Here is a 23275-nt window from a genome sequence, read left to right as displayed (position 1 = left end):
GTACCCCTCTTTATTTCTTTAATTTTTTCAGTTGTTCACCAATAATATCACTTAATTGGAAAGTAGCAGAATCAGCATTTGGTTCATACTGACTGTAATCCTCAATTACATTATTTTCTTCAAGCGTTTCTTTTATACTTAAAGAAATACGTTTCTCTGCAACATGGACTTCAAGCACTTTCACTTTTACTTCTTGTCCCATTTCCAATACTTCATTTGGATTTTTCACGTGACGATTTGCAATTTGAGATACATGCACAAGACCTTCAACGCCAGGTAAAATTTCAACGAATGCACCGAATGTAACAAGACGTTTTACTACTCCCTCACGAATATCTCCAGCTTTTATTTCGCCAGCAACATTCTCCCAAGGTCCTGGCTGTGCTGCTTTAATTGATAAAGAAATACGTTGTGTATCAGCATCAACAGATAATACCTTTACCTTTACCTTTTGACCTTGCTCTAATACTTCAGAAGGTTGCTCTACACGTTCGTGTGAAATTTGTGAAATATGAACTAAACCGTCCACACCACCAACGTTAACGAAAGCACCAAAATCCGTTAATCGTTGCACTGTTCCTTCAACAACGTCTCCTTCTTTTAATGAAGAAATCGCTTCTTTTTTCTTAGAATCTAGTTCTAATTCTACTACTGCTTTATGCGAAAGGATTACACGATTTTTTTCGCGGTCTAATTCAACAATTTTCACGGCTAATGTTTTGCCTTTATAGTCAGTAAAATCTTCTACATAATGTACTTCTACAAGTGAAGCTGGGATAAAACCACGAACACCAAGGTCCACAACTAATCCACCGTTCACGATATCTTTTACAGTAACATCAAACACATGACCAGAAGTAAATTTCTCTTGTAATTCTACCCATGCTTTTTCTGCATCAACAGCACGTTTAGATAAGACAAGATCATCTTCTTCTAATTTAATAATTTTTAATTCTAGTATTTGATCTAATTCTACAACATCGCTTGCTTTTTCAATATGAACGTTAGCTAATTCACTAATTGGAATTACGCCATCTGTTTTGTATCCAACATTTACAAGCACTTGTTTCTCTTCAACTTTCGTTACAGAACCTGTAACAACGTCACCAACTTGTAATTCTTTTGAATCCATAACTTCTTCATTCATTTTCTCTACCATGGAAATACCTCCCTACAGAATTGACAAAGCATTTTTTATGTATATACGAAATGAAAACATATGCTTTCATTTGCATGTTTAAGAATTTATCATCACATACTCAGTTTTCATACATTTCACTAGAAAATATATTAAACCTATATAAATAGTATACAGCAAAATCATCTTGAAGAAAGTATGTTTTGAAATATAATAGCGAATATATTCTGAAAGTTTTACCCTTCTTTTACTAACTTCTTACAAATCCGATCATTTGTCAAGGAAAGAGACTCACAATTCACGCATCCTTTACATTTCTATATAAACAAAAAAAAGAAAGAGGTTATCCCCTTTCTTTATTTCGCAAACACTCCTGAAACAATACTCATAATTTTTTGGACAACTTCTTCAATTGATAAAGAAGTTGTATCTAATTCCAATGCATCATCAGCTTTCTTTAGAGGAGAAACCTCGCGTTCTGAATCTAATTTATCACGCTGAGCAATTTCTTTTTTTAACTGCTCTAAATTAGAATCGAAACCTTTATTTATATTTTCTAAATGTCTTCTTTCTGCTCTTTCTTCAACAGAAGCAAGCATAAAGATCTTCACTTCAGCATCTGGTAACACATGTGTACCAATATCACGGCCATCCATTACAACGCCGCCTTTTTCCGCTAACTCTTGTTGACGACGTACCATTTCTTCACGAACAAGGCGATGTTTCGCCACAATAGATACTCGATTCGTCACCTCAGGTGTACGAATTACTTCAGAAACATCTTGTCCATTTAAAAATACAAGTTGTGTATTTTCTCCTTGCTGAAACTCAATATTTACATTCTTTACAACTTCCATTAACTTCTCTTCATTTTCAATGTCCACTTTTTGTTCAAGGGCTGCATATGTAATCGTGCGGTACATTGCGCCTGTATCAATATAAACGTAAGAAAGTTTCTTTGCCACAACTTTTGCAACCGTACTTTTTCCAGCAGCTGCTGGACCATCTATAGCAATTGAAATTCGTTTATCCATTGTAACACCTCATTTTTTCACTTATAAAACAAAACGAAAAGCAGGTATTCTCCTGCTTCTTCTCATTTGCTTCACGTCATTAAATCCTCAATTATTGTAGCATAATCCTCCATAGAAGAAAATGAAAACTACCTATTCACCTGTAAGATTTCTGCTTTGTTTTTTACCATGACACCTTCATAATAAACAATTTTAGATAAATATTTCACTGATGACTTATGTATAAATAACAATTGCACAACAGAAAGACAAATGAATTGTATTACTAATATACGAATAAAAATTTTCTCCATCTTTTTCAATGTAATTGCTCCCTCCTATCCTACATTTACACATTTCGTTTCGTGATTTTATACATCGTATATATAGCAGCTAACTTTATTGTCATTTTCGAGGCATACTTTTATACATTTCCATTGTCGAATTTACTCAAAACATGTTATGTTCTAAATGTATTTTTCAACTTGAAAGGGGTATAAGCATTGAAAAGAATCCTAGTTTTACACACAGGTGGAACAATTGCAATGGAGGAAGATAAAGAAACTGGGGTCGTACAACCAGGTGAAAAAAATCCTCTTTTAAAATTTATTCCTGATTTAGAAGGCGATGTTGATTTAATCGTTGAAGACGTGTTCCATCTACCATCTCCTCATATGACACCGAGCGAAATGTTACAATTACAAGTCATCATTGATGAAAGAGTAAAACAAGACAACATTCATGGCGTAGTCATTACACATGGTACGGATACATTAGAAGAAACAGCCTATTTCTTAGATTTAACAGTGCAAGCAACTATTCCAATCGTTGTAACAGGTGCAATGCGTTCTAGTAATGAATTAGGTGCTGATGGTCTATATAACTTCTTATCGGCTGTAAAAGTAGCTAGCTGTAGTGAAGCTGCTGAAAAAGGTGTTTTAGTCGTATTAAACGACGAAATCCATTGCGCTACAAATGTAACGAAAACACATACAAGTAACGTGGCAACATTCCAGAGTCCACAGTATGGACCAATTGGTATGGTAACAAAGCGCGGCGTTGTATTCCATCACGCTTTAGTACACCATGAAACATATTCAGTAAATAAGGTTTCTAAAAACGTAGTTGTTCTAAAAGCATACGCTGGTATGGACGATACATTGTTAGCAGCAATTGAAAACCTTCCAGTAGATGGGATTGTTATTGAAGCACTTGGACAAGGTAATTTACCTCCAAGAACACTTCCTAGTCTAGAACGATTAATCGACAAAGGAATTCCTGTCGTATTAGTTTCTCGCTGTTTCAATGGCATCGTGCAAGATGTATATTCATATGAAGGTGGCGGCAAACAATTAAAAGATATGGGTATTGTATTCACATATGGTTTAAATGCTCAAAAAGCACGTATTAAATTATTAGTTGCATTAGAGAATACAAATTCTCATGAAACAATCCAAAATATGTTTATGCACAATTAAAAAGAAGCTGTCGAAGTTTATTTCGACAGCTTCTTTTTATATTTCCCTTGACGCAATGGTTTGCGCAATCGCATCCCCATGAAATCGACCGTTCTCAATAAATATTTCATTTGCATTATTTCCAGCAGCAATTACACCTGCAATGAAAATATTTTCAGCGTTCGTTTCCATTGTATCCTCTGCATAAATCGGACGTCCTGTTTCTTCATCAATCCGAACACCCATCTTCGTTAAGAAACTATGATCAGGATGGTAACCAGTCATCGCAAATACAAAATCATTTTGGATTGTATATGCCTCATCATCGACTGTAAACGTTACTGTATGTTCAGTAATTTCTTTCACGTGAGCCCTGAAATACATTTGAATTGTGCCGCTTCGTACTAACGCCTCAAACTCCGGCAAAATCCACGGCTTAATGCTTGGTGAATACTCACTTCCGCGATATAAAACCGTTACACGCGCACCGGTTTTAACAAGTTCTAACGCGGCATCTATACTCGAGTTTTTCCCACCTATAACTACTACATCTCGATCAAAATAAGGATGTCCCTCTTTAAAATAGTGAGCTACTTTCTTCAGTTCCTCGCCGGGAACATTCATATAATTTGGATTGTCATAATATCCAGTTGCTACAACAACATATTTTGCTATATATATTTCTTTACTTCCGTCACGCTTTGTTGTCTCAACATGAAAAACTTCTCCATCTTTTTGTACTTTCTCCACTCGCTCAAAAGCATTTACACGTACAGATTTACGCTTTACTACTTCACGATAATACGCAAGCGCTTGATTTCGAACTGGCTTACGATTTTCTGTAATAAAAGCTACATCACCAATTTCTAATTTTTCACTAGAAGAGAAAAATGTTTGATGAGTTGGATAATTATAAATCGCATTTACAATGTTTCCTTTTTCAATTACTAACGGATTTATCCCTACCTTTTGCAACGAAATTGCTGCTGCTAATCCGCACGGACCGCCTCCAATTATGATAGCTGTTTCTTTCTGCATACTCAGCTCACTCCTAGTCTTCTACCAATACGCTATTTATAAAAACAAGAAAAAACCTACTTACAGCAGTAGGCACCTATCTTTATTGTATTCATTTTTCATATATTTGTCATCTAAACGAAACGTACATCCGATAGACATCTGCTAAAAACTGCTGAAATTTAATACCTTGTTTCCCTAATACATTTTCAGGATCAATCTTTCTAGCTGGGTCAAGTGTTTTATGTGATACGATATCTTTCTTCGGATTCAAGCCGAAGTTTTGACATAAATACGCATGATACCACGTAAAACGGGTATATGCTTCCCAAAAGTTAACATCACCGCCATAACAAAGTTCCACTCCAATGGCAGCCTTATTAGCATCATAACCATATAAGTCATTATCTGTCGGCACACCATATCGAACATGATAGGCAACTTCATTTATAGGAACAATTTCCAATATTGTTTTATCATCTATAAATGTATGTGCCGAAGCTTTCGGTTGTATTTCATTAAAATAATCCCGATTCCCTATCGCATTACTACCAGGGTTCCCCGTATCATGACTTACAATAAACCTTACTTTAGAAAGAGGAATTCCCGGTCGTGAACTTCCATACCCAATATAGTTACGCTCTATAGGAAACATCGCCATTACTACCAACTCCCGCTTCAGAAGATTACTTTACTTCCTTATATATGTATTCGGCAGTAATGTCCTTATCGCATATTTCTTACGCGAAGAGAAAATCGAAAATATTTGATGTGAATACCATAAATAATAAAATACTTACAGCAACTCCATAAAAACCGTAAAACCAAACACAATCTTCTTTCGTATCTAAACCGAAAAATTTATTTACTGATTGTAATAATGTGCCACGCTTACTTTGTTTGTTTCTTAATACTTCCACTCGTTCTACAACATCTGCTGGCATCATAAATCTTTGGTCTACTGTCATTTTCATCATTTATCTCTCCTTAAAATCATTTCCGTTTTGTTTATCTAAGGAAAGTATAGCACGTTTGTTCGTATGGAACAAGCGTTCTTTTTTGTTTTTATTTTATTTTTCAACAATCCAAGTAAGAATTGTGATTACAAAAGCGATAATCGGCCCTACTACAACTGCACCAAATATTAAAAACAGTAGTCCTTCTCCGAACATCCGAACGTTACTTGTTTTTCGGTCTTTCATCGTTCTTGTGAGTTCTCCCTCTAACCTCTTAACCTTTTCTTCTAATTGTTCTACTCGTTCCATCATTTCATTTTCCATATACAACACCTCACACTAATACTTCAACAAAAAAACGTGATTCCCTCGAAAGGAATCACGTTTTCTCACGATATAATATTATACCCAACCTCTGAAGCGACTTGCTTCAGCCATTTTACGAACACCGACCATATACGCAGCTAAGCGCATATTTACTTTACGAACTTGTGCCGTTTCATAAATAGAATCAAATGATCTTACCATTACTTTTTCTAAACGTTGTTCTACTTCTTCTTCAGTCCAGTAATAACCTTGGTTATTTTGTACCCACTCAAAGTAAGATACTGTTACACCGCCAGCACTTGCTAATACGTCTGGAACAAGTAAAATTCCGCGATCTGTTAAAATTTTAGTTGCTTCTAATGTTGTTGGACCATTTGCAGCTTCAACAACGATTTTCGCTTTAATATTATTAGCATTTTCTTCTGTAATTTGGTTCTCAATTGCAGCTGGAACTAAAATGTCGCAATCAAGTTCTAACAATTCTTTGTTTGAAATTGTATTATTAAATAGTTTAGTTACTGTACCGAAGCTATCACGACGGTCTAATAAATAATCAATATCTAATCCGTTTGGATCATGCAACGCACCGTAAGCATCCGAGATTGCAATAACTTTCGCGCCTGCATCATGCATAAATTTAGCTAAGAAGCTACCCGCATTACCGAATCCTTGAACAACAACGCGTGCACCTTTAATATCAATGTCGCGTTTTTTTGCAGCTTCACGAATACAAATTGTTACACCTTTCGCCGTTGCTGTTTCACGCCCATGTGATCCACCTAATACAAGTGGCTTACCTGTAATAAATCCTGGTGAATTAAATTCATCAATACGGCTATATTCATCCATCATCCATGCCATGATTTGAGAGTTTGTGAATACATCTGGAGCTGGAATATCTTTCGTCGGTCCTACGATTTGGCTAATTGCTCGTACATAACCGCGGCTTAATCTTTCTAACTCACGGAATGACATTTCACGTGGGTCACAGATAATTCCACCTTTACCTCCACCGTATGGTAAATCAACAATACCACATTTTAAACTCATCCAGATTGAAAGTGCTTTCACTTCATTTTCTGTTACATTCGGATGGAAGCGAATTCCACCTTTCGTTGGACCAACAGCATCATTATGTTGTGCACGATATCCTGTAAATATTTTAACAGTCCCGCCATCCATACGAACTGGTATTTTCACTGTCATCATACGAATTGGTTCTTTTAATAATTCATATACTTCGTTTGGATAACCCAATTTTTCTAATGCTTCACTAATAACAATTTGTGTCGAATTCAATAGTTCAAAATGTTGTTCCCTTTGTTGTTGTGTTTTTGTTTGAGTTCCCTTTTCGGCTACCATAGTAAGTAAACCCCCTGTAATTTCACTTGTTTAGTAAACCTTCATTGCCTAGTATACACCGTTAAATTTGGAATGCAATAGAAAACGCTAACAAATATATACAAACTATTTCCTGTTGCAAGCGTTTTCACTATCATTATAGTCCTTTTATTGCTTTTAGAAAAGTAAAATACTTAAATATTTAAATATTTTTTATTTTACTTATATATAACAACTTAAGAAGATATTTTTAAATATAGTAAAGAGCGCCCAAATATTTATGATTCCCGCTATACCATTAATCGTTTTGAAATTTTCAGACCAATATTTTATGTTTCTCCAAATAAAAAACAAAACCTTAGCTTTGTTATATTAGCTAAGGTTTTGTTTTTTCACAAAGTAATTGTGTATTTGTTCAATTGCTTGAGAAGCCATTAATTCTTTACCATACTCCATTAGACGATAAATAGTTGCTGTAGACGGATTACCATATTCTGCTAAAATAGCTATAAAATCTGCCTTCAGTAATTGAACTTGCTCCTCTTCTTCCATCCAAAGATAGAAACGCCCATCCCACGTATATAGTTTTCCGCCAGTTACATCAAGGTTATATAAACGATTCGACAGGTTAATTACGTCATCTAGTGTAGCAAACTCATAAAGTATATGCTCGCTTTCATCTAGAGTCACTTGCATTTCAATAAACTCGTCACGGAACTCATCATCTGTATCCACATCTTGATGTTCTTTCGTTACAATTACGACCATTCCTTGCGCTTGTAGAGAAAATACTTCAACTGCAATCGGACCATCCGCTTCAAACCCTAGTTCCTTATTTGCTTCTTGCATCATATCACGAAATAATTGCTGTACTTTCGGTGCATTTCTCCACAAATCTTCTTTCGTTAATCCTCGTTCAGATAAATCATCAAATGTTAAGAAAATTTTTATCTTATTGTAATTTAATCGTTCCAGCCTCATCTCATACCCTCCCTACGTAACCAATGAATATAATTTTTATTATATGAAATAGAAAATAGATGGTTCTTTTCGAACAACTATTCTAACATTTTTAACCAATCATCCCATTCTTCTTTCGTATCACCAATTAGGCATGTTTGAATGTTCAACTGATCTCGAGCACCTATTTCTCCTATAAACCCAACAGAAAGTTTCTCACTTTTTTCTTGCAACAAATTCATGTCTTTCATCGCGTTCTTAAGTTCTCGTTCCTCATCAAAAGAGACTACTACATATGTAGGTTGTATTTGCTCAACAGCTAAAAAAATACCATCTTCCGCTAAGCTTGACCTAATATATATCACCTCATATCCCTTTAAGCGTAAATACGTTGAGAAAACAAACCCTTTCAACATAGTATTTTCTAACACGACAACTTTGTGTATAGAAGAAAATGATGATGCATTATGATACACCATTCCTAGACGAGTTTGTAAAAATGATACGACATATTGGAATTGCACCATTGTAACTTCATTATTATTTTTTAACGTTAACAATTTATTTGACATTTGAAGAACAATACTTGCTATTACTTTTTCTGTTGCATAAATACTGAAAGCCTCGTTTAACAATGCAGAAGTTGTAATTTCATCAAATTTTAACAAAGCTTGCAGTAAATCGTCCACTAAAACAACTTCTCTATCGTAATGTATTTCTTTTTGAACATTACTCTGCAAACGATTCCCTTCTAATAATTGAACTGCTTGTCCAATCATCATGCCAGAAGAAACCTTGTCCATTAACCATTTCAAAATTTGAATATGCTCTTCTGTATATAATCGATGCCCCGCATGATTCCGCTTTGGGGCAATAATTTGATATCGTCTTTCCCATGCACGAAGCGTACTCGGCTGAATTCCAATTATATTCGAAACAGCTTTTATGTTATATTTCCCGTTTAGAGTTGGCATCATTTCCCTCCGCATAACGTAATAATATGTGTTTGAGCAGGTGCTCGGAAGCGAAGTGGAATCAACGTTGTTCCATACCCATTACTAACAAAAAGAGTCATATTTGAATGCTTATATACGCCACCTTTTAAATATTTTTTAGATGGGAATAATCGAATCTGTCCTCCATGTGTATGTCCACTTAACACAAGTGAAATTTGTTCTTTTCCAGACATTTTATTTATTATATCAGGGTTATGGCTAATCAATATGCGAAAACCATCTTCTTTGCAATCAGCCAAAGCTAAATCTAAACGATCACGCTTCAAACCAACATCATCTACACCGAGTAAACAAATTTTTTCTCCTAGTTCAGATTCAAATACAACTCTTGTATTATCTAAAACTTTCACATTATTTTCTAATAACAAAGCATCTAATTCATGATATTCAATCTCATAATCATTATTTCCCCACACAAAATATACAGGAGCTAACGCTCTTAACTTTTGTATATTCGCAGAAATTTTCGATAAAGGGACGCCTCTTTCCGCTAAATCACCGCCAATAATTACAAGGTCTACTTTTCCTTTTACTTGTTCAATTAATGAACTTGAAATGACCCTTCTATGAATATCAGAAATAAAAAACACCTTTACTTTTTGAAAACTTTTCGGAAATTCTTCAAAAAGTAAAGTATGTTCTAACACAGTATTACGCATCGCTTCTGTATACATTACAAGAAGAAATATAATACCAATACATATGAGAGCACTTAATAAGATAATCCATATCATATATTTTTCACTCCCTTCCGCAGAAAGATAATCCTCAGTTTTTATAGTAGGTATGTTACTAGCTATCCTGTTTTGCGGACTTATCTTTTATCGGAATTTTTATTTCTTGACCTACATTCACTTCATCTTCTTGTAAATCATTATACTTTTTAATCACTTCAATCCCAGTTTCATCTGAAAAATATTGCTTCGCTATACTTTCTAAAGTTTCTCCTTCTTTTACCGTATGCGTTACTACTTTCTCAGTTGTTGCCTCAGACCCAGATTTAGCTGAATCAAAGAAAATGACCTCAAACGCACTTTTCCCAGCGTTATTACCATCACTTTTCACCTGAATATATTTATCTGTATACCATAAGATACTAATTGGTAGTAATATGAATAGAAATGTTAAAACTCGGACGAAAATATGATTCATTTTAAACTTTTCTTTTTTCTCTTTATTTCTATGAATTTCACTACGCGGCGGTAAACTTTCTTTTTCTTCCACTCGCTCAACTTCTAATTCCTCTTCGAAATCAGGAATTCGTTTTCTCATGTTGTTCACCACCACCTTCCATTTATTTTCTTAATTGGAGTCCCATTATAAAATCAACAAGAAAGTGTGCAAAGATTGTTATAAATAAATTTCCTGTCCATTCAAATACATAACCAAAGACAAAACTAATGAAACAGACGAAACAAAACAAAAATGGCTTTGTTATATACCGAATATGTAACACTGCAAATACTAAACTAGCTATTACAATTCCAAAGTGCGTCTGCACTACACCTCTAAATAAAAATTCTTCTGCAAAGCCGATAATGAACGTAATAACGAGTAGGTGCATAACTGACATTCCTTGAAACATCTTATCGTTAATACCACCATCATCAAACCAAGACTCTGGAAATACTCGCATTGCAACATAATCTAATAACACAATACCAATCGCCAACAAGCCACCTATTATAAGTATAGACACCGGTTCCCACTTCCACAGACTATACACCGATTTTATATCTCGGAATAATACATATGCTAGTAAACAACCGATACCGATAATAATGAACTGTGTGATATACAGATTCAGCCTTATTTCTTTCGGACTCATATCTTCAATATTATGCCTTTGAATGTTCATCATTCCCCCATCTTTTCTAGACCGAAAAGCTTTTGTAACTCTGTTTCCCAATTATAGTCGAAATCCGATTGTTGCGCTTGTCTTTTTTTATAATCTGTTTTTGTAATACCACAATAGTCACAGCAATTTTTCAACTCGTTCTCTTTTCTATAACCGAACTGTTGTAACAAATATTCACGCCTACATTCTTTCACTTGTATCCACGATTTCATGTTTTCTAGCTCACTATATTTATTACGTAGCCTTATTTCTACTTCAGCTATTAATCTGTTCATAATTTCATCTGACAAGCCCTCTAATTTTAATTTTCGCTGTTGTATGATTCCAAGCTGTTCAAGATGATAGCGGATGAAGCGCCAATATTGTTCATTAAATCTTGCTGCATTATAACAAATTTCTTCTACCTCTTCTATTGGTAATTCTTTCGTTTGAAACATTCTTTCTTGTAGTAAAGAGAATAAAAATTGTATTTGCGACTGACTTGGCAATTCATCTTCAATTATTGAAATTGGTAAATCGTGATCTAACGGACTACATAGTAAGATAGCTATACTCGGTTCACCATCTCTTCCAGCTCTTCCGATTTCTTGTAAATAGGAAGCTATATTAGTCGGATAATGAAAATGAATAATATAGCTCGTATTCGACTTATTTACTCCCATACCAAAAGCACTTGTACATATTACAATCTGCAACTGGTCATTCATAAACTGCTGTTGAATTAACATACGCTCTTCATGTTCCATACCACCATGATAAAAAGCAACACCAGTCACGCCTTTTCCTCTTAAATACTCCGTTAAACGTTCTGTCCACGCTCTGCTTGAACAATATACAATCCCTGGCCCTTGTAAATACATCACCTGGTTCAAAAGCGCTTCTTTCTTCTCTTCTATCGTCTCCACAAATTGTACTTCCATCGCAATATTCGGACGATCAATAGAGTATACATGCTGCGTCACTTTCTTCAAATCTAAACTCTCTGCTATATCTCGGAGTACATCTTTTGTCGCTGTTGCCGTTAATGCTAGCACCGTAGGAGACCCGATATTTTCAATGACTACATTTAGTTTTTTATAGTCTGGCCTAAAATCATAACCCCATTGTGAAATACAATGAGCCTCATCCACAACAAATAATGAAATATGAACTTTCTTCAATTCTCTTATTAACACTTCCGACTGCAACATCTCTGGTGAAACAAAAATAAATTTATATGAAGCTAATTTTTTCATCGCTTCTCTTTTTTCATGTAATGTCCGAAAACTATTAAATGCTATTACTCGGTTTTTCACAACATACTTTAATTGTGTAACTTGATCTTCCATCAAAGATAATAATGGTGATACAACAAGCACGGTTCCTTCTTGCATTAGCCCTGGAAGTTGATAGCACATAGACTTCCCCCTTCCAGTCGGGAGCATTGCTATAACATCTTTTCCTTCTAATAAATCTGTAATTACCCCTTTTTGCCCTGTACGAAATTCAGAATATCCAAACCATCTATATAAATATTCCTCAAGCTTCATTTATACCCTCCATCCGCGCCAATACAAGACGAACTTCAAAATAAGAGATACCCTCTCCAACCGCTTGTTTCAACTCACGCAACTTACGTGTTTGTAATGTCTCAATTACTTTTGTTACTTTATCTATTTTGTCTTTTTCCATAAACATCTCGATTGAAAACTCTTTTTCCCGCAAAGCAATTTCAACAAAATGATCTTCTATCGTTGCAACCTTTAAATTTCTAATTGTCGCTATTTCATCTAAAGAGCGTCCTTGTCTCCAAAAATTATATGTTTTTTTCGTTGATAAACTAAATAATTCAGCTCTCTCATTTGGATAAGAGATAATCTCAGCCAATAGCGGAAATTCATTTTCTTTATCGTGAACTTCTTGTATAAAGAAGTGAATTGTACCCCAAAATAAAAAATACACCCGGAATATATCTTGTTTCGTAATTTCCGCTAATTGCTGCAATGTACAACCGATACGTTCATATCCTGTTAATCTATATGTTACAATCGTCGCTTCTACCACATCACCTTTTCCTAAAAGATTATGTATTTCTTTCCATAATCTTTTAGCCAATTCACTTCGCCTATATGGTATACCTGTTAAAAAACGTTTTACCCACATCATTATTTCTGTATCTTGTTGAATGGGAATAAACTTCGTATTATTCTGTTGTAAATTAGATATAGTTTGAATAATTAATGATAATCGTTTCCAAAATGTTTCACCTAATTCACCATAGTGTAAACCATGTAAATACGTGGGAAAAGCATACACTTCCTCCCATGTATGTAACTGCATTTTACCTTTAGATGTTAACAAATATGTATTTTCATGTATTTCTCGAATCAAATCTACTTGCAACAACTTTGCAACTTCCCGATTATAGTCTGTTCTATTTAACGATTTATATATTCCAAACAAAAATGAAATTCGGAACATATTTCCATCTTGTAACGTTTGCGAAGATCGTTTTCCTTTTAATAAATAATAAATAGAAGAAACGGTCCTTTCACCATTCAATTGATTTAAACAATACAATAAAGTATATTGTAGTTGCATTACCGCTTCCACCTTTCAATCTAGCTTAATTACTTTTTAGTATGATTGCACTCTCATTAAACTTATCATATCGGCACTATGTACTTGTATATAGTATATTGTACCAAACGAAATAACATTTACGTATTTTGAAAATCTTATGACATAATGCAAAAATTAGTTGACACTCTAATTGATAAGGATTATCATTATAATTTTATGTTGAAAAGTTTTAAAAACCGTTTTACAATAAGGTTATAATTTTTATGGCGAGCTTTTCACATACATATTATCAGGAGGGAAAAAAGATGGCAAAATATACAATCGTTGATAAAGATACTTGTATCGCATGTGGTGCTTGCGGCGCTGCTGCACCAGACATTTATGATTATGATGATGAAGGTATTGCATTTGTAACGTTAGACGATAACCAAGGTATCGTTGAAATTCCAGATGTATTAATTGAAGATATGATGGATGCATTCGAAGGTTGTCCAACTGACTCAATTAAAGTTGCTGATGAATCATTTGATGGCGACTCTTTAAAATTCGAATAGTCTTTTATTAACTTCAAAAAATATCCCTCATTCATATGAGGGATATTTTTTGTTTTCTATTTTCATTCTACTTAATAAAAAACCACTAGTAGTTCCATACTACTAATGGTTTTATTTTATATTTTATGCATTTTTCATTTTTGCAAACACCCATACTTTCAGGCGTGAGAATAATGCTACAAATACAATTGTCACAACAATTCCTTTAATCAAATTAAATGGTAAGATTGCCGTTACAACCGTTGTTCTTATAGCCTCGCTAGACATAGCTGGTGAATTTAAAAACCAAGTGTAAGCTGGGAATATAATGATGTAATTTAATACACTCATAATGAGCGCCATTGTAATTGTCCCTAGCATTAATCCTGTCGTTAAACTCTTAACAGTACGATACTTTCTAAATAAGAAAGCTGCCGGTCCAATAAATAAACATCCTGCAATAAAGTTAGCAATTTCTCCAACTGGCACTCCCGTTAAACTCCCTTGAATCCCGTAATGTAAAATATTCTTTATCGCCTCTACAATTATCCCTGCAACTGGCCCGAAAATAATTGCTGCAATTAGGGCTGGTACATCACTAAAATCAATTTTTAAAAATGGCGGAAGCCCTGGAAACGGGAAATCCAACATCATCAGTAAATATGCAATACTACTTAGCATCGCTACACTCACCATCTGCACTACACTGTTTTTTTGTTTCATCTTTCTCTCTCCTTTTCCATCGATCATCTCATGGAAAGTGGAAAGGTTCTGCTATGCCTACTTTTTCATAGAACGAAAAAACCCTTTGTGTTTTACACAAAGGGAGAATTTAAGGCACATCAAACAGACGTTCAAATCCATATCTTTTTTGAACGCTTGAACCTCCATCTTCTCCCATCCAGACTATACTGTCGGCTTTGGAATCACACCAAATCCTGCCTTAACGGCTCGCGGGCTTAGAACAAAATCACATATAGTTCATCACCGCCGGTCGGGATTTTCACCCTGCCCCGAAGATAGACCGATATTCTATTTTCCACTTTATTATACAACAACATAATCGTATTGTGAACAAAAAAAGCGTAACTTATTAAAAATAAGTTATTAATTTTATATAATCAAAACCAATCACTATATTTTACAATACACCCCAGATTTTTTAGTATTCGGCATTTCCCCTATGAATCCCCTAGTCATATATAATGAAAAGTGATAAGATGTTGAATTGTTAAGATAAGAACATTTTCTGGATTATGGAGGAAATGTCATGAAAAAAGAAAAGAGACACTCTATTCGAGAAGCAATGAAAAAAAACTTAAGAAAAGAATACTTTTACTTAAAAAAAGAATTACTTTTCTACTGTCCAATTGATTTAGGCACATTCTCAAGCGAGACATACTATGCTGCTTTCGATGAAGATGGCATCAGTATTTATCAGTATGATAAAAAAACAGAGAGTAAATTAAAACTGTGTGAGCGTCACCCATGGAAGAGTTGGAATAAAGTGAAGGTGGATCATTATTTGACAACTTCTCAATTTATTTTTCAAGGTGAGCGAAACTGGATATTATCCCTTTTCCAAAAAGGGAAAGAAGCTCAAAAAATAATTGAAGAGCACACATCTTTACAAACTGAAGTTGTTTCCCGCTCTTTCTTAAAAAAACTTCCAGGGTTCCGTTCTAATGCACCGTTGAATAAATACATCGGCAGCATTTGCTACACTGCACTTATTGCATTTTTATTAAAATGGATGATTCCATTTCAAGCACCACAAATCGCCCTGTACTCCATTTCAATCGGTTGTATGCTTCTTGGTTTACTTTGTTTGACAATCGGTTTAATTGAACCGACTATTGTACTATTTCGAACGAACGAAAAAACAAGAACGAAAGTATTTTACTTATATAGCTACTTAGCTATTTCTGGATTTATATGTGTCTTTATTTTTTGGTAAAAAAAAGAGCTAGTTTAACTAGCTCTTTTTTTACTTTACGTATAATTGTTGATTTGGATAAATCCGATCTTGCTGCAGTCCATTTTTTTCTTTAACTTCCTTAACTGACATACTAAATTTCCGGGCAATACTAACTAAAGTGTCCCCTTTTTGGACGACATATAAGGATGAGGAAACAACTTCATTTCTCTGTTCATTTAGAACAAGCAATGGATTCATCGCATTCTTTTTCGCCATCGTCCATCTTCCTTGATGAACTTCTAAATGTAAGTGTGCACCTCTCGATTCTCCTGTATTTCCTACTTCTCCAATTATTTCTCCTTTTGAAATATAATCCCCTTGAACTACATATCTCTTATTTAAATGTGCATACACGGCCTCATATTCTCCATGTTTAATAAATACAACGTTTCCATAACTACTTGAATAATAAGACTTTGTTACCTTACCTTCTTGAATAGCTGCCACAGGCGTGCCAATCGGTGCTGCTATATCTATACCGTAGTGTTTTCCATGCCTTGTCCCAAAATAATCACTTATCTGCCCTTCAACAGGCCATGTCCATTGATTTCCCTCTGCGTACACATGTAATTGAGATAAAAACAATACCGCCAATAACATGACGCCACATTTTAACACTTTCATATACATCCTCCGTTTTCTAATTAACACCATACCTTCTCTTATTTTGGTATATTACAGAAAAAAGTATACAAAAAAAGAAAGTGAATCACTCCACTTCCTTCTCGTTTTTATCACGAAAAACGATTGCACTGCGATTATACTCCACATCTTTTACTTGTAATCGAGCGTTTATTACTCTAGCTACCGCAAACAAATAATCAGATAATCTATTTACATACTTTAGAACAACTTTATTTATTTCCCCTTCTTTTTGCAAGGACACTACACATCGTTCTGCTCGCCTTACAACTGTACGTGCAATATGAATAGCAGCTGCCGCTTCGCTTCCACCCGGTAAAATAAAACGCTCTAACGGCGGTGCTTCTTCTATATACGAATCAATCCTTCTTTCTAAGCTTTCAACCATTTCAACCGTTACTTTATAAGGAATTTTCCCCTCTACTATCGCTAAGTCTCCCCCGCAATCAAATAGTTCATGTTGAATATTTTCAAGTTCATTGTAAATATCTCCAAAAGATACGCCTTGTAGCTTAGTCATTGCATATCCAATATGAGAATTCGCCTCATCTATCGTGCCATATGCTTCAACTCGGATATTATCTTTATCCACTCTGCCGCCTATTACACTTGTTGTCCCTTTATCTCCTGTTTTCGTGTATAATTTCATCGCTTCACGACACCCCTCTTGCTATTCTTCATTCGACTAAGATAGAAAAAAAGTTCTACTGTTATTTATTTAATTGATTTTACAAAAAAATAAAAAACAGTAGAACTTTATTCATTATCAACTTTAAAAACACATATCTAAATTATACGATTTGGTAAATATACAGAGAATGTAGTTCCCTCTCCAACAACACTTGAAACAGCAATTTTACCATCATGGCCTTGCACAATGTTTTTTGCAATCGCAAGCCCGAGCCCTGTTCCACCTTTTTTCCCACGTGTTCTTGCTTTATCAGCTTTGTAGAAACGATCAAATAAAAATGGAATATCTTCTTCTGGAATGCCAGCGCCCGAATCTTGTACTTCAAAAGTAAGACCATTATTTATCGTATTAATTACAAGCGTTACATGTCCGCCTGCATTCGTATGACGAATTGCGTTATCAATTAAATTCGTCAATACTTGTTCCATACGATCTGCATCAAATGGGTATTGCTCAATTGGATTTTGGAAATCAACCGTTAATGTGACTTCTTTATCCTTTGCAATTCCTTGGAATTTACGACCTATTTTTTCAACGAAAGGATGAATATCAACTTCACCTATATGTAACTCTACATTACCACTTTCCATACGCGCTAAATCTAATAGTTCATTTACAAGTTTACCTAAACGAACAGATTCATCATAAATGATTTGAACAAACTCATTAATTTCTTCTTTCGTTTGCACAATATCATCTAAAATCGCTTCACTATACCCTTGAAGCATTACCATCGGTGTACGAAGTTCATGTGATACGTTTGCAATAAAGTCTTGACGCATCTTCTCAAGACGGCGTTCTTCCGTCATATCACGTAATACAGCTACAGCACCACGAATTTTCGTTTGGTTGTAAAGCGGCGTCATAAGAACTACATAGTTCCCTTTTTGTAAATTAATTTCAACCACTTGTTGTTGTTCACTTTCTACAACGAGATGGAATAGTTCAACAAGTTCAGAAGGTAGTTTTTTACTGAGCTCTACTTCCTTTTCCTCTTGCCAAACTTGTAAGAAATGTTCAGCCGGCGGATTAATTACAACGACTTCACCTTCTTGATTTAACGTAATAACCCCATCTGCCATACTACTTAAAATACTTGCTAACTGTTCTTTTTCTTGCTGCAAGGCATTCATATTAAACTTCAACTGTTTCCCCATTTGATTTAAGGCCGTTGCAAGCTCACCAATCTCATCCTGAGATACCATAGGTGCTTTCGCATCAAACTTCCCACGCGCGACCTCAAAAGCAACCTCACGCATTTTACGGAGTGGTGCTGTAATTCGAGTAGATAAGAAGAATGCAAAGAACGTTGTTAATATAATCGCAATCCCTGCTGATAAGAATATAAAATCAGTCGTTCTCTCCATACCTTGTATCGGTACTTGTAAAGATTCGTATACGAACACTGCACTTTGATTTTTTGAATGCACTGGTTTTCCGACAATCATAATATCATTTTCAGTGTTTTTATTCTTTCTACTATTAGAGGCTTTTCTAATGTTATTCTTAATTTCTTTTTTGTCTGTAAAAACAGCCGCTAATTCTTTATCTTCTTTCAAATCATCCATTGTAAGAGTGACTAACCCTTCTTGTTTCGGCGAAGAAGATATTTCTTTACCATCTTCTACAATAATAATCCTTGAAAGGGGATCAGAGAATTTGTACGCGATATTCTCAATCGTTTTTACATCGGCACCTTCTTCAATTAACTCTGAAACACTTGTTGCAACTTTTTGAAGCCTAGCTTCACTCATATCAACATAATATGTTCTAAAAAACTGTGAAAGTAAAATCGCAACAAATCCAAGAACAAACGAAACGAGAAGTAAGATAGTCATCCATAACTTCCCTACTACACTTCTCCAAAGCATCAGTCGCTCACAACCTCAAATTTGTAACCTACGCCCCAAACGGTAACAATCATCTTCGCAGCATCTGGTGATTTTTTGCTTAACTTCTCACGTAAACGCTTTACATGCGTATCAACTGTACGTAAATCTCCGAAGAATTCATATTGCCATACTTCTTTTAACAATTGCTCACGATCAAATACCTTATCAGGCGCTTTCGCTAAGAATAATAGTAATTCGTACTCTTTCGGTGTTAAGTTTACTTCATTACCATCTGCTGTAACACGGTGTGCATCATTATCAATTGTTAAATGAGGGAACACAGTAACATCTTTTGTCGTTGTATCTTGTGTAAAGAACGTTGTTGGTACAGAACGGCGTAAGACCGCTTTCACACGAAGCACTACTTCACGTGGGCTAAATGGTTTCACAATATAATCATCAGTTCCTACCTCAAACCCTTGTACTCGGTTTACTTCTTCACCCTTCGCTGTCAACATAATAATTGGCGTCGCTTTTTTCTCACGAACCCCTTTACACACTTCAATACCATCTTTACCTGGCATCATAAGATCTAATAGGATTAAATCGTAATCATTTTGCAGTGCCATTTCTAAAGCTGTATCACCATTGTCCGCTTCTTCAATTGTGTATTGTTCTCTTTCTAAATACATTTTCAACAAACGACGAATACGATCCTCATCGTCTACAATTAAAATTCTTGATTCATTTTCCATTTCTACCCGTTGCGTACTTTTACCACAACGGTTTACACCTACCCTTCTACACTAGTATGTTGCGCTATTCTCGTTTATTTAAGCAATCTTCTAAATGTTTCACTTCCCATATTATGCTTCACAAGAATAATAAAGTTTGTTCAATTTTTTTCCAAAACTATGTATTTTTTTTGAACAGGATATAATGTCCTCGACATCATTTTACAAAATCAACCGCTACTTTGTCATGTTTTTCTCAAAAAAGAAGAAAAATTGACAAAAATAAAATAGGAAAGTGACATTCACTCTCCTATTTTATTTCTCTATGCGTATGAATGTAAACCCGCGATAATTAAGTTTACTACAATAAAGTTAAACATAATGATTGCAAAACCAATTACCGCTAACCACGCTGACTTCTCTCCGTGCCACCCTTTTGATAAGCGTAAATGTAATACCGCCGCATAAAAGAGCCAAGTAATAAGCGCCCAAACCTCTTTTGGATCCCAACCCCAAAAACGTGTCCACGCTATTTGAGCCCAAATCATGGCAAAAATTAATGCACCTAATGTGAAAACCGGGAATCCAATTGCAATAGAACGATATCCGATTTCATCCAGTAAATCACTATTTGTATTCTTTACTAACGGCTGAAGTGCTGCCGATACTCGTTTGCGTAAAACAAGTCTTAATACAATATAAAGTAATGTCCCAACTAACACAGACCAAATTACTGTATTTAATTTTTTCGCATTTACAATCGCCGGAACTTCAACTGTCGGCTCTAATTTATTTTCTGTCAATAACTTTCCTTCGTGCGGTCCCACTAAAGCCGGAAGATTGTACTTCATTTCCACTTGTTGTTCATTTTTATCAACCCATTGAAACTTCGCTTCATATTTCATACTAGAAAATACCGTTGTCACTCCAATAAAACCAACTGTACAAACAAGTGTGAACACTACCGTTTCTAACCAAAATGTACGTTTGCTTCTCGTTGATTGATCTACATTCTTCAATAAATACATAACGCCCGTAATAAAACTAATTGCTAAAATTGCTTGCCCTGCTGCTGCAGTCGTCACGTGAATATGCAACCAATTACTTTTTAAAGAAGGAATAAGCGGAGATATTTCCCTCGGAAACATACTTGCATAGGCAATTAATAAAAGTGCAACTGGTAATGCAAAAAGTCCGATTATACTTACGCGATACATAAAATACATGACAATAAATGCTCCGACAAGCATCATGCCGAAAAATGTACCGAATTCAAAAAAGTTACTAACTGGTGCATGTCCTGATGCAATCCATCTTGTAACAAAATATACTGTTTGTGCAATAAACCCTAAAATTGTAATCGTTATTCCTATATTTGCCCATTTATGACCTTTTTCTTTAATTGCTCCCCCGAAAAATAGAGTTGCAATTAAATATAAAATAAATGCGGTAAAGAGAAAGTTACTACTTATTTGCACCATATCGTTTCCCCACCTTAACTAATTTTTTTATCCACTACTTTATCGATTGGCTGCGGAATTGCTGTACCTTCTAGTACTCTTTCAATATCTTTCTTTAAACCGAACCAATTTTTATTCGTATGTCCTGCAATCCACCATTCATCATTAACGCGTTGTATCCAAATACGGCGATGATTCCAATACATCCCTTGAATGACACCAACCATAAATATAAATCCTCCAATACCGAGAATCCAAAGCGTTAAATCTTTCCTTACAGTAAGTGCTGTTGCATTTTGCATTTCCACACCTGCAAATGACATTTTATATTTGTTATTCCCATCAGGTTCTATATTTTGCTGAATACCAACAAAACTCACTTCACCATCTGGTGTTTCAGGCGTAAACATTTTAAACACGAATGCAGGGTTGTTTGGTAATTTTGTTTTTGTGTTTGGTCTTCCATTCTCATCAAAATAAAAATCAGGGAAGTAGCTTAATAGTTCTAAAGAATAACCATTTCCTAAATCATATTTTTCTGCAGGGTTTGTTAAATCAACTTTAATCGGTCCCCACTTTTGATTATTTTCTTTATTTTGCAAACGGAAGGACATACTTTTAAATTCATTTTCTCTATAACTCAATTGATAAACAGCAAATTGATCAAATTTCAGCGGTTCATTTACTCGAATTTCAACTTCTTTTACTTTTTCCAATTTTGGTTTTTGTCCAGCTATCTTTTCACCTACCGCTTTATATAATACGGCATTCGTTTGGAAGTTTTTCGCAATCATTTTATCGCCTACACGATCAATCGCTTCATCAAAAACTTCCTTGTCCTTACTTTTATCATAAACTTCCTTTATAAACTTCTCATTTTTTAAGTAGTATTGCCCATCCGTTCCTGGTATTTCTTTCGTTTCACCATCACGTAACCAAAGAGCTTCGTCTACGTACATACTCGGTAAAAAACGGAGCATTGCACCGAATAAAAAGATAATGAGACCGATATGATTCACATATGGACCCCAGCGTGAAAACCGTCCCTTTTCAGCTAAAATGTTACCGTCTTCCACTTTCACATTATAGTTCGTTTTCTTTAAATTTATTTGGACTCTTTCCAAATCACCATCTTGCGGTGTACCAGTGCCGTATAATCTTTGTCTCTTTAAAAAGCTAGGGTGTCTTTTCACCCCTTGCTTCTTTAAAGCTTTATAAAGTGGAATGACACGGTCTAAGCTACATATCACAAGTGAAATACCAATTGAAGCAATTAAAATCATATACCACCATGAACCGTATAAATTATTAAATCCTAATTGATAGTATAATTGCCCTAAAAATCCGTATTCTTGCTTATAATATTCAGCTGGTGCAATTCCTGGAGTTATGTACATTTCTTGTGGAAAAATAGTTCCTATCGCTGATGCAGCTAAAGTGATTACAATGAGCCATACACCCACTTTTACAGAAGAGAAAAAGCTCCAAATTTTATCGACTATCGTTTTTGTTTGCGTGAGAGATCTCCGAGCACTCCCCTCATAGCGCATATCCAATAGTTTTATATTTTCATTGCTTTCAAATGGTTTCCCACATGCTTCACAAAAAACAGTTCCTATCGGATTAACGTGTCCACATTCACACTTAATTTCTTTCAACACTCTCACCGCCCCTATATCTATATGTACTATTGTATATTCTATCCTCAAGTTACCGCAATACTCAGAATTTTTAAATCGAAGACGCTATAGGTAAGCGCC

25 protein-coding genes and 1 riboswitch are annotated in these 23275 nt (G+C 34.9%); of the genes, 3 read left to right on the top strand and 22 right to left on the bottom strand.

The features are described from left to right. Positions 1-10: 10 nt before the first annotated feature. The 3 genes from rpsA to QCI41_RS26145 all read right to left on the bottom strand — a co-directional run bounded on the left by rpsA (position 11) and on the right by QCI41_RS26145 (position 2474). Positions 11-1159, bottom strand: coding sequence for a 30S ribosomal protein S1 (rpsA, locus tag QCI41_RS26155; protein ID WP_000229549.1), 1149 nt, complete (start codon positions 1157-1159; stop codon positions 11-13). Positions 1160-1494: 335 nt separating this feature from the next. After that, on the bottom strand, positions 1495-2172 hold the full coding sequence (cmk, locus tag QCI41_RS26150; protein WP_000361262.1) for a (d)CMP kinase: 678 nt from the start codon (positions 2170-2172) through the stop codon (positions 1495-1497). Positions 2173-2300: 128 nt separating this feature from the next. Further along, a complete protein-coding gene (locus QCI41_RS26145; protein ID WP_000738047.1) occupies positions 2301-2474 on the bottom strand; it encodes a YpfB family protein in 174 nt (57 codons plus the stop codon). Between the two features lie 180 nt (positions 2475-2654). Between QCI41_RS26145 and ansA the strand changes: the two genes are divergently transcribed. Next, positions 2655-3629 carry an asparaginase gene (gene ansA, locus QCI41_RS26140; protein ID WP_000822014.1) on the top strand — a complete coding sequence of 325 codons (975 nt, stop codon included), beginning with the start codon at positions 2655-2657 and terminating at the stop codon, positions 3627-3629. Between the two features lie 36 nt (positions 3630-3665). Here the strand turns inward: ansA and QCI41_RS26135 are convergent, their stop codons facing one another. The 12 genes from QCI41_RS26135 to QCI41_RS26080 all read right to left on the bottom strand — a co-directional run bounded on the left by QCI41_RS26135 (position 3666) and on the right by QCI41_RS26080 (position 13663). Continuing rightward, a complete protein-coding gene (locus tag QCI41_RS26135) occupies positions 3666-4646 on the bottom strand; it encodes a YpdA family putative bacillithiol disulfide reductase (protein ID WP_353836299.1) in 981 nt (326 codons plus the stop codon). Between the two features lie 109 nt (positions 4647-4755). Next, positions 4756-5286: a peptidoglycan recognition protein family protein gene (locus QCI41_RS26130; protein WP_001240648.1), complete on the bottom strand. Its 531-nt coding sequence runs from the start codon at positions 5284-5286 to the stop codon at positions 4756-4758. A 79-nt stretch (positions 5287-5365) separates the two neighbouring features. Further along, entirely contained in the window at positions 5366-5602 is a 237-nt protein-coding gene (locus tag QCI41_RS26125) for a DUF3961 domain-containing protein (protein WP_001983018.1), read from the bottom strand. 93 nt (positions 5603-5695) lie between these two features. Beyond that, a complete protein-coding gene (locus QCI41_RS26120; RefSeq protein WP_353836300.1) occupies positions 5696-5905 on the bottom strand; it encodes a hypothetical protein in 210 nt (69 codons plus the stop codon). Positions 5906-5983: 78 nt separating this feature from the next. Continuing rightward, entirely contained in the window at positions 5984-7270 is a 1287-nt protein-coding gene (gene gudB / locus QCI41_RS26115; protein ID WP_353836301.1) for an NAD-specific glutamate dehydrogenase, read from the bottom strand. Between the two features lie 351 nt (positions 7271-7621). Then, on the bottom strand, positions 7622-8230 hold the full coding sequence (locus QCI41_RS26110) for a genetic competence negative regulator (protein WP_001235391.1): 609 nt from the start codon (positions 8228-8230) through the stop codon (positions 7622-7624). 77 nt (positions 8231-8307) lie between these two features. Continuing rightward, positions 8308-9183 (bottom strand): MerR family transcriptional regulator, encoded by an 876-nt coding sequence (locus QCI41_RS26105; protein ID WP_353836302.1) that lies wholly within the window; start codon positions 9181-9183, stop codon positions 8308-8310. Then, entirely contained in the window at positions 9183-9959 is a 777-nt protein-coding gene (locus QCI41_RS26100) for a metallophosphoesterase (protein WP_060489594.1), read from the bottom strand. The genes QCI41_RS26105 and QCI41_RS26100 overlap by 1 nt, the downstream gene beginning before the upstream one ends. Before the next feature lie 58 nt (positions 9960-10017). Then, entirely contained in the window at positions 10018-10497 is a 480-nt protein-coding gene (locus QCI41_RS26095; RefSeq protein ID WP_353836303.1) for a LysM peptidoglycan-binding domain-containing protein, read from the bottom strand. A gap of 22 nt (positions 10498-10519) precedes the next feature. Then, positions 10520-11083: a CPBP family intramembrane glutamic endopeptidase gene (locus QCI41_RS26090; RefSeq protein ID WP_001025770.1), complete on the bottom strand. Its 564-nt coding sequence runs from the start codon at positions 11081-11083 to the stop codon at positions 10520-10522. Next, the gene (locus QCI41_RS26085; protein WP_353836304.1) at positions 11083-12612 is read right to left on the bottom strand and encodes a RecQ family ATP-dependent DNA helicase; all 1530 of its coding nucleotides are present in this window, start codon (positions 12610-12612) and stop codon (positions 11083-11085) included. Before QCI41_RS26085 ends, QCI41_RS26090 begins: the two co-directional genes overlap by 1 nt. Beyond that, entirely contained in the window at positions 12602-13663 is a 1062-nt protein-coding gene (locus tag QCI41_RS26080; protein ID WP_353836305.1) for a YpbB family protein, read from the bottom strand. Before QCI41_RS26080 ends, QCI41_RS26085 begins: the two co-directional genes overlap by 11 nt. 287 nt (positions 13664-13950) lie before the next feature. Here QCI41_RS26080 and QCI41_RS26075 point away from each other — a divergent pair, with 287 nt between their 5' ends. Continuing rightward, complete coding sequence (locus QCI41_RS26075; RefSeq protein WP_001151994.1) at positions 13951-14199, top strand: ferredoxin; 249 nt, start codon at positions 13951-13953, stop codon at positions 14197-14199. A 123-nt stretch (positions 14200-14322) separates the two neighbouring features. On the opposite strand, the gene QCI41_RS26070 is transcribed toward QCI41_RS26075, so the two are convergent. Further along, positions 14323-14901, bottom strand: a complete 579-nt coding sequence (locus QCI41_RS26070) for an ECF transporter S component (protein ID WP_000810851.1) — start codon at positions 14899-14901, stop codon at positions 14323-14325. A 162-nt stretch (positions 14902-15063) separates the two neighbouring features. Next, positions 15064-15203, bottom strand: a riboswitch (FMN riboswitch). A gap of 245 nt (positions 15204-15448) precedes the next feature. Here QCI41_RS26070 and QCI41_RS26065 point away from each other — a divergent pair. Further along, complete coding sequence (locus QCI41_RS26065) at positions 15449-16135, top strand: hypothetical protein (RefSeq protein WP_000711800.1); 687 nt, start codon at positions 15449-15451, stop codon at positions 16133-16135. Between the two features lie 30 nt (positions 16136-16165). Here the strand turns inward: QCI41_RS26065 and QCI41_RS26060 are convergent, their stop codons facing one another. The 6 genes from QCI41_RS26060 to resB all read right to left on the bottom strand — a co-directional run bounded on the left by QCI41_RS26060 (position 16166) and on the right by resB (position 23176). Further along, entirely contained in the window at positions 16166-16780 is a 615-nt protein-coding gene (locus QCI41_RS26060) for a peptidoglycan DD-metalloendopeptidase family protein (RefSeq protein WP_353836306.1), read from the bottom strand. 85 nt (positions 16781-16865) lie between these two features. Continuing rightward, the gene (locus QCI41_RS26055) at positions 16866-17447 is read right to left on the bottom strand and encodes a cob(I)yrinic acid a,c-diamide adenosyltransferase (RefSeq protein WP_353836307.1); all 582 of its coding nucleotides are present in this window, start codon (positions 17445-17447) and stop codon (positions 16866-16868) included. 137 nt (positions 17448-17584) lie between these two features. Beyond that, positions 17585-19360 (bottom strand): sensor histidine kinase ResE, encoded by a 1776-nt coding sequence (gene resE / locus QCI41_RS26050; RefSeq protein WP_088083022.1) that lies wholly within the window; start codon positions 19358-19360, stop codon positions 17585-17587. After that, positions 19360-20076, bottom strand: a complete 717-nt coding sequence (gene resD / locus QCI41_RS26045) for a DNA-binding response regulator ResD (RefSeq protein ID WP_098343591.1) — start codon at positions 20074-20076, stop codon at positions 19360-19362. The genes resE and resD overlap by 1 nt, the downstream gene beginning before the upstream one ends. A 302-nt stretch (positions 20077-20378) precedes the next feature. Then, positions 20379-21536: a cytochrome c biogenesis protein ResC gene (gene resC, locus QCI41_RS26040; RefSeq protein ID WP_000250073.1), complete on the bottom strand. Its 1158-nt coding sequence runs from the start codon at positions 21534-21536 to the stop codon at positions 20379-20381. Positions 21537-21550: 14 nt separating this feature from the next. Further along, complete coding sequence (resB, locus tag QCI41_RS26035) at positions 21551-23176, bottom strand: cytochrome c biogenesis protein ResB (protein ID WP_353836308.1); 1626 nt, start codon at positions 23174-23176, stop codon at positions 21551-21553. Positions 23177-23275: the final 99 nt, after the last annotated feature.

The sequence above is a fragment of the Bacillus cereus group sp. MG4 genome (genome assembly GCF_040460055.1).
In the GTDB taxonomy this organism is placed as follows: Bacteria; Bacillota; Bacilli; order Bacillales; family Bacillaceae_G; genus Bacillus_A; species Bacillus_A wiedmannii.
This window is presented reverse-complemented; position numbering and strand designations above follow the sequence as displayed.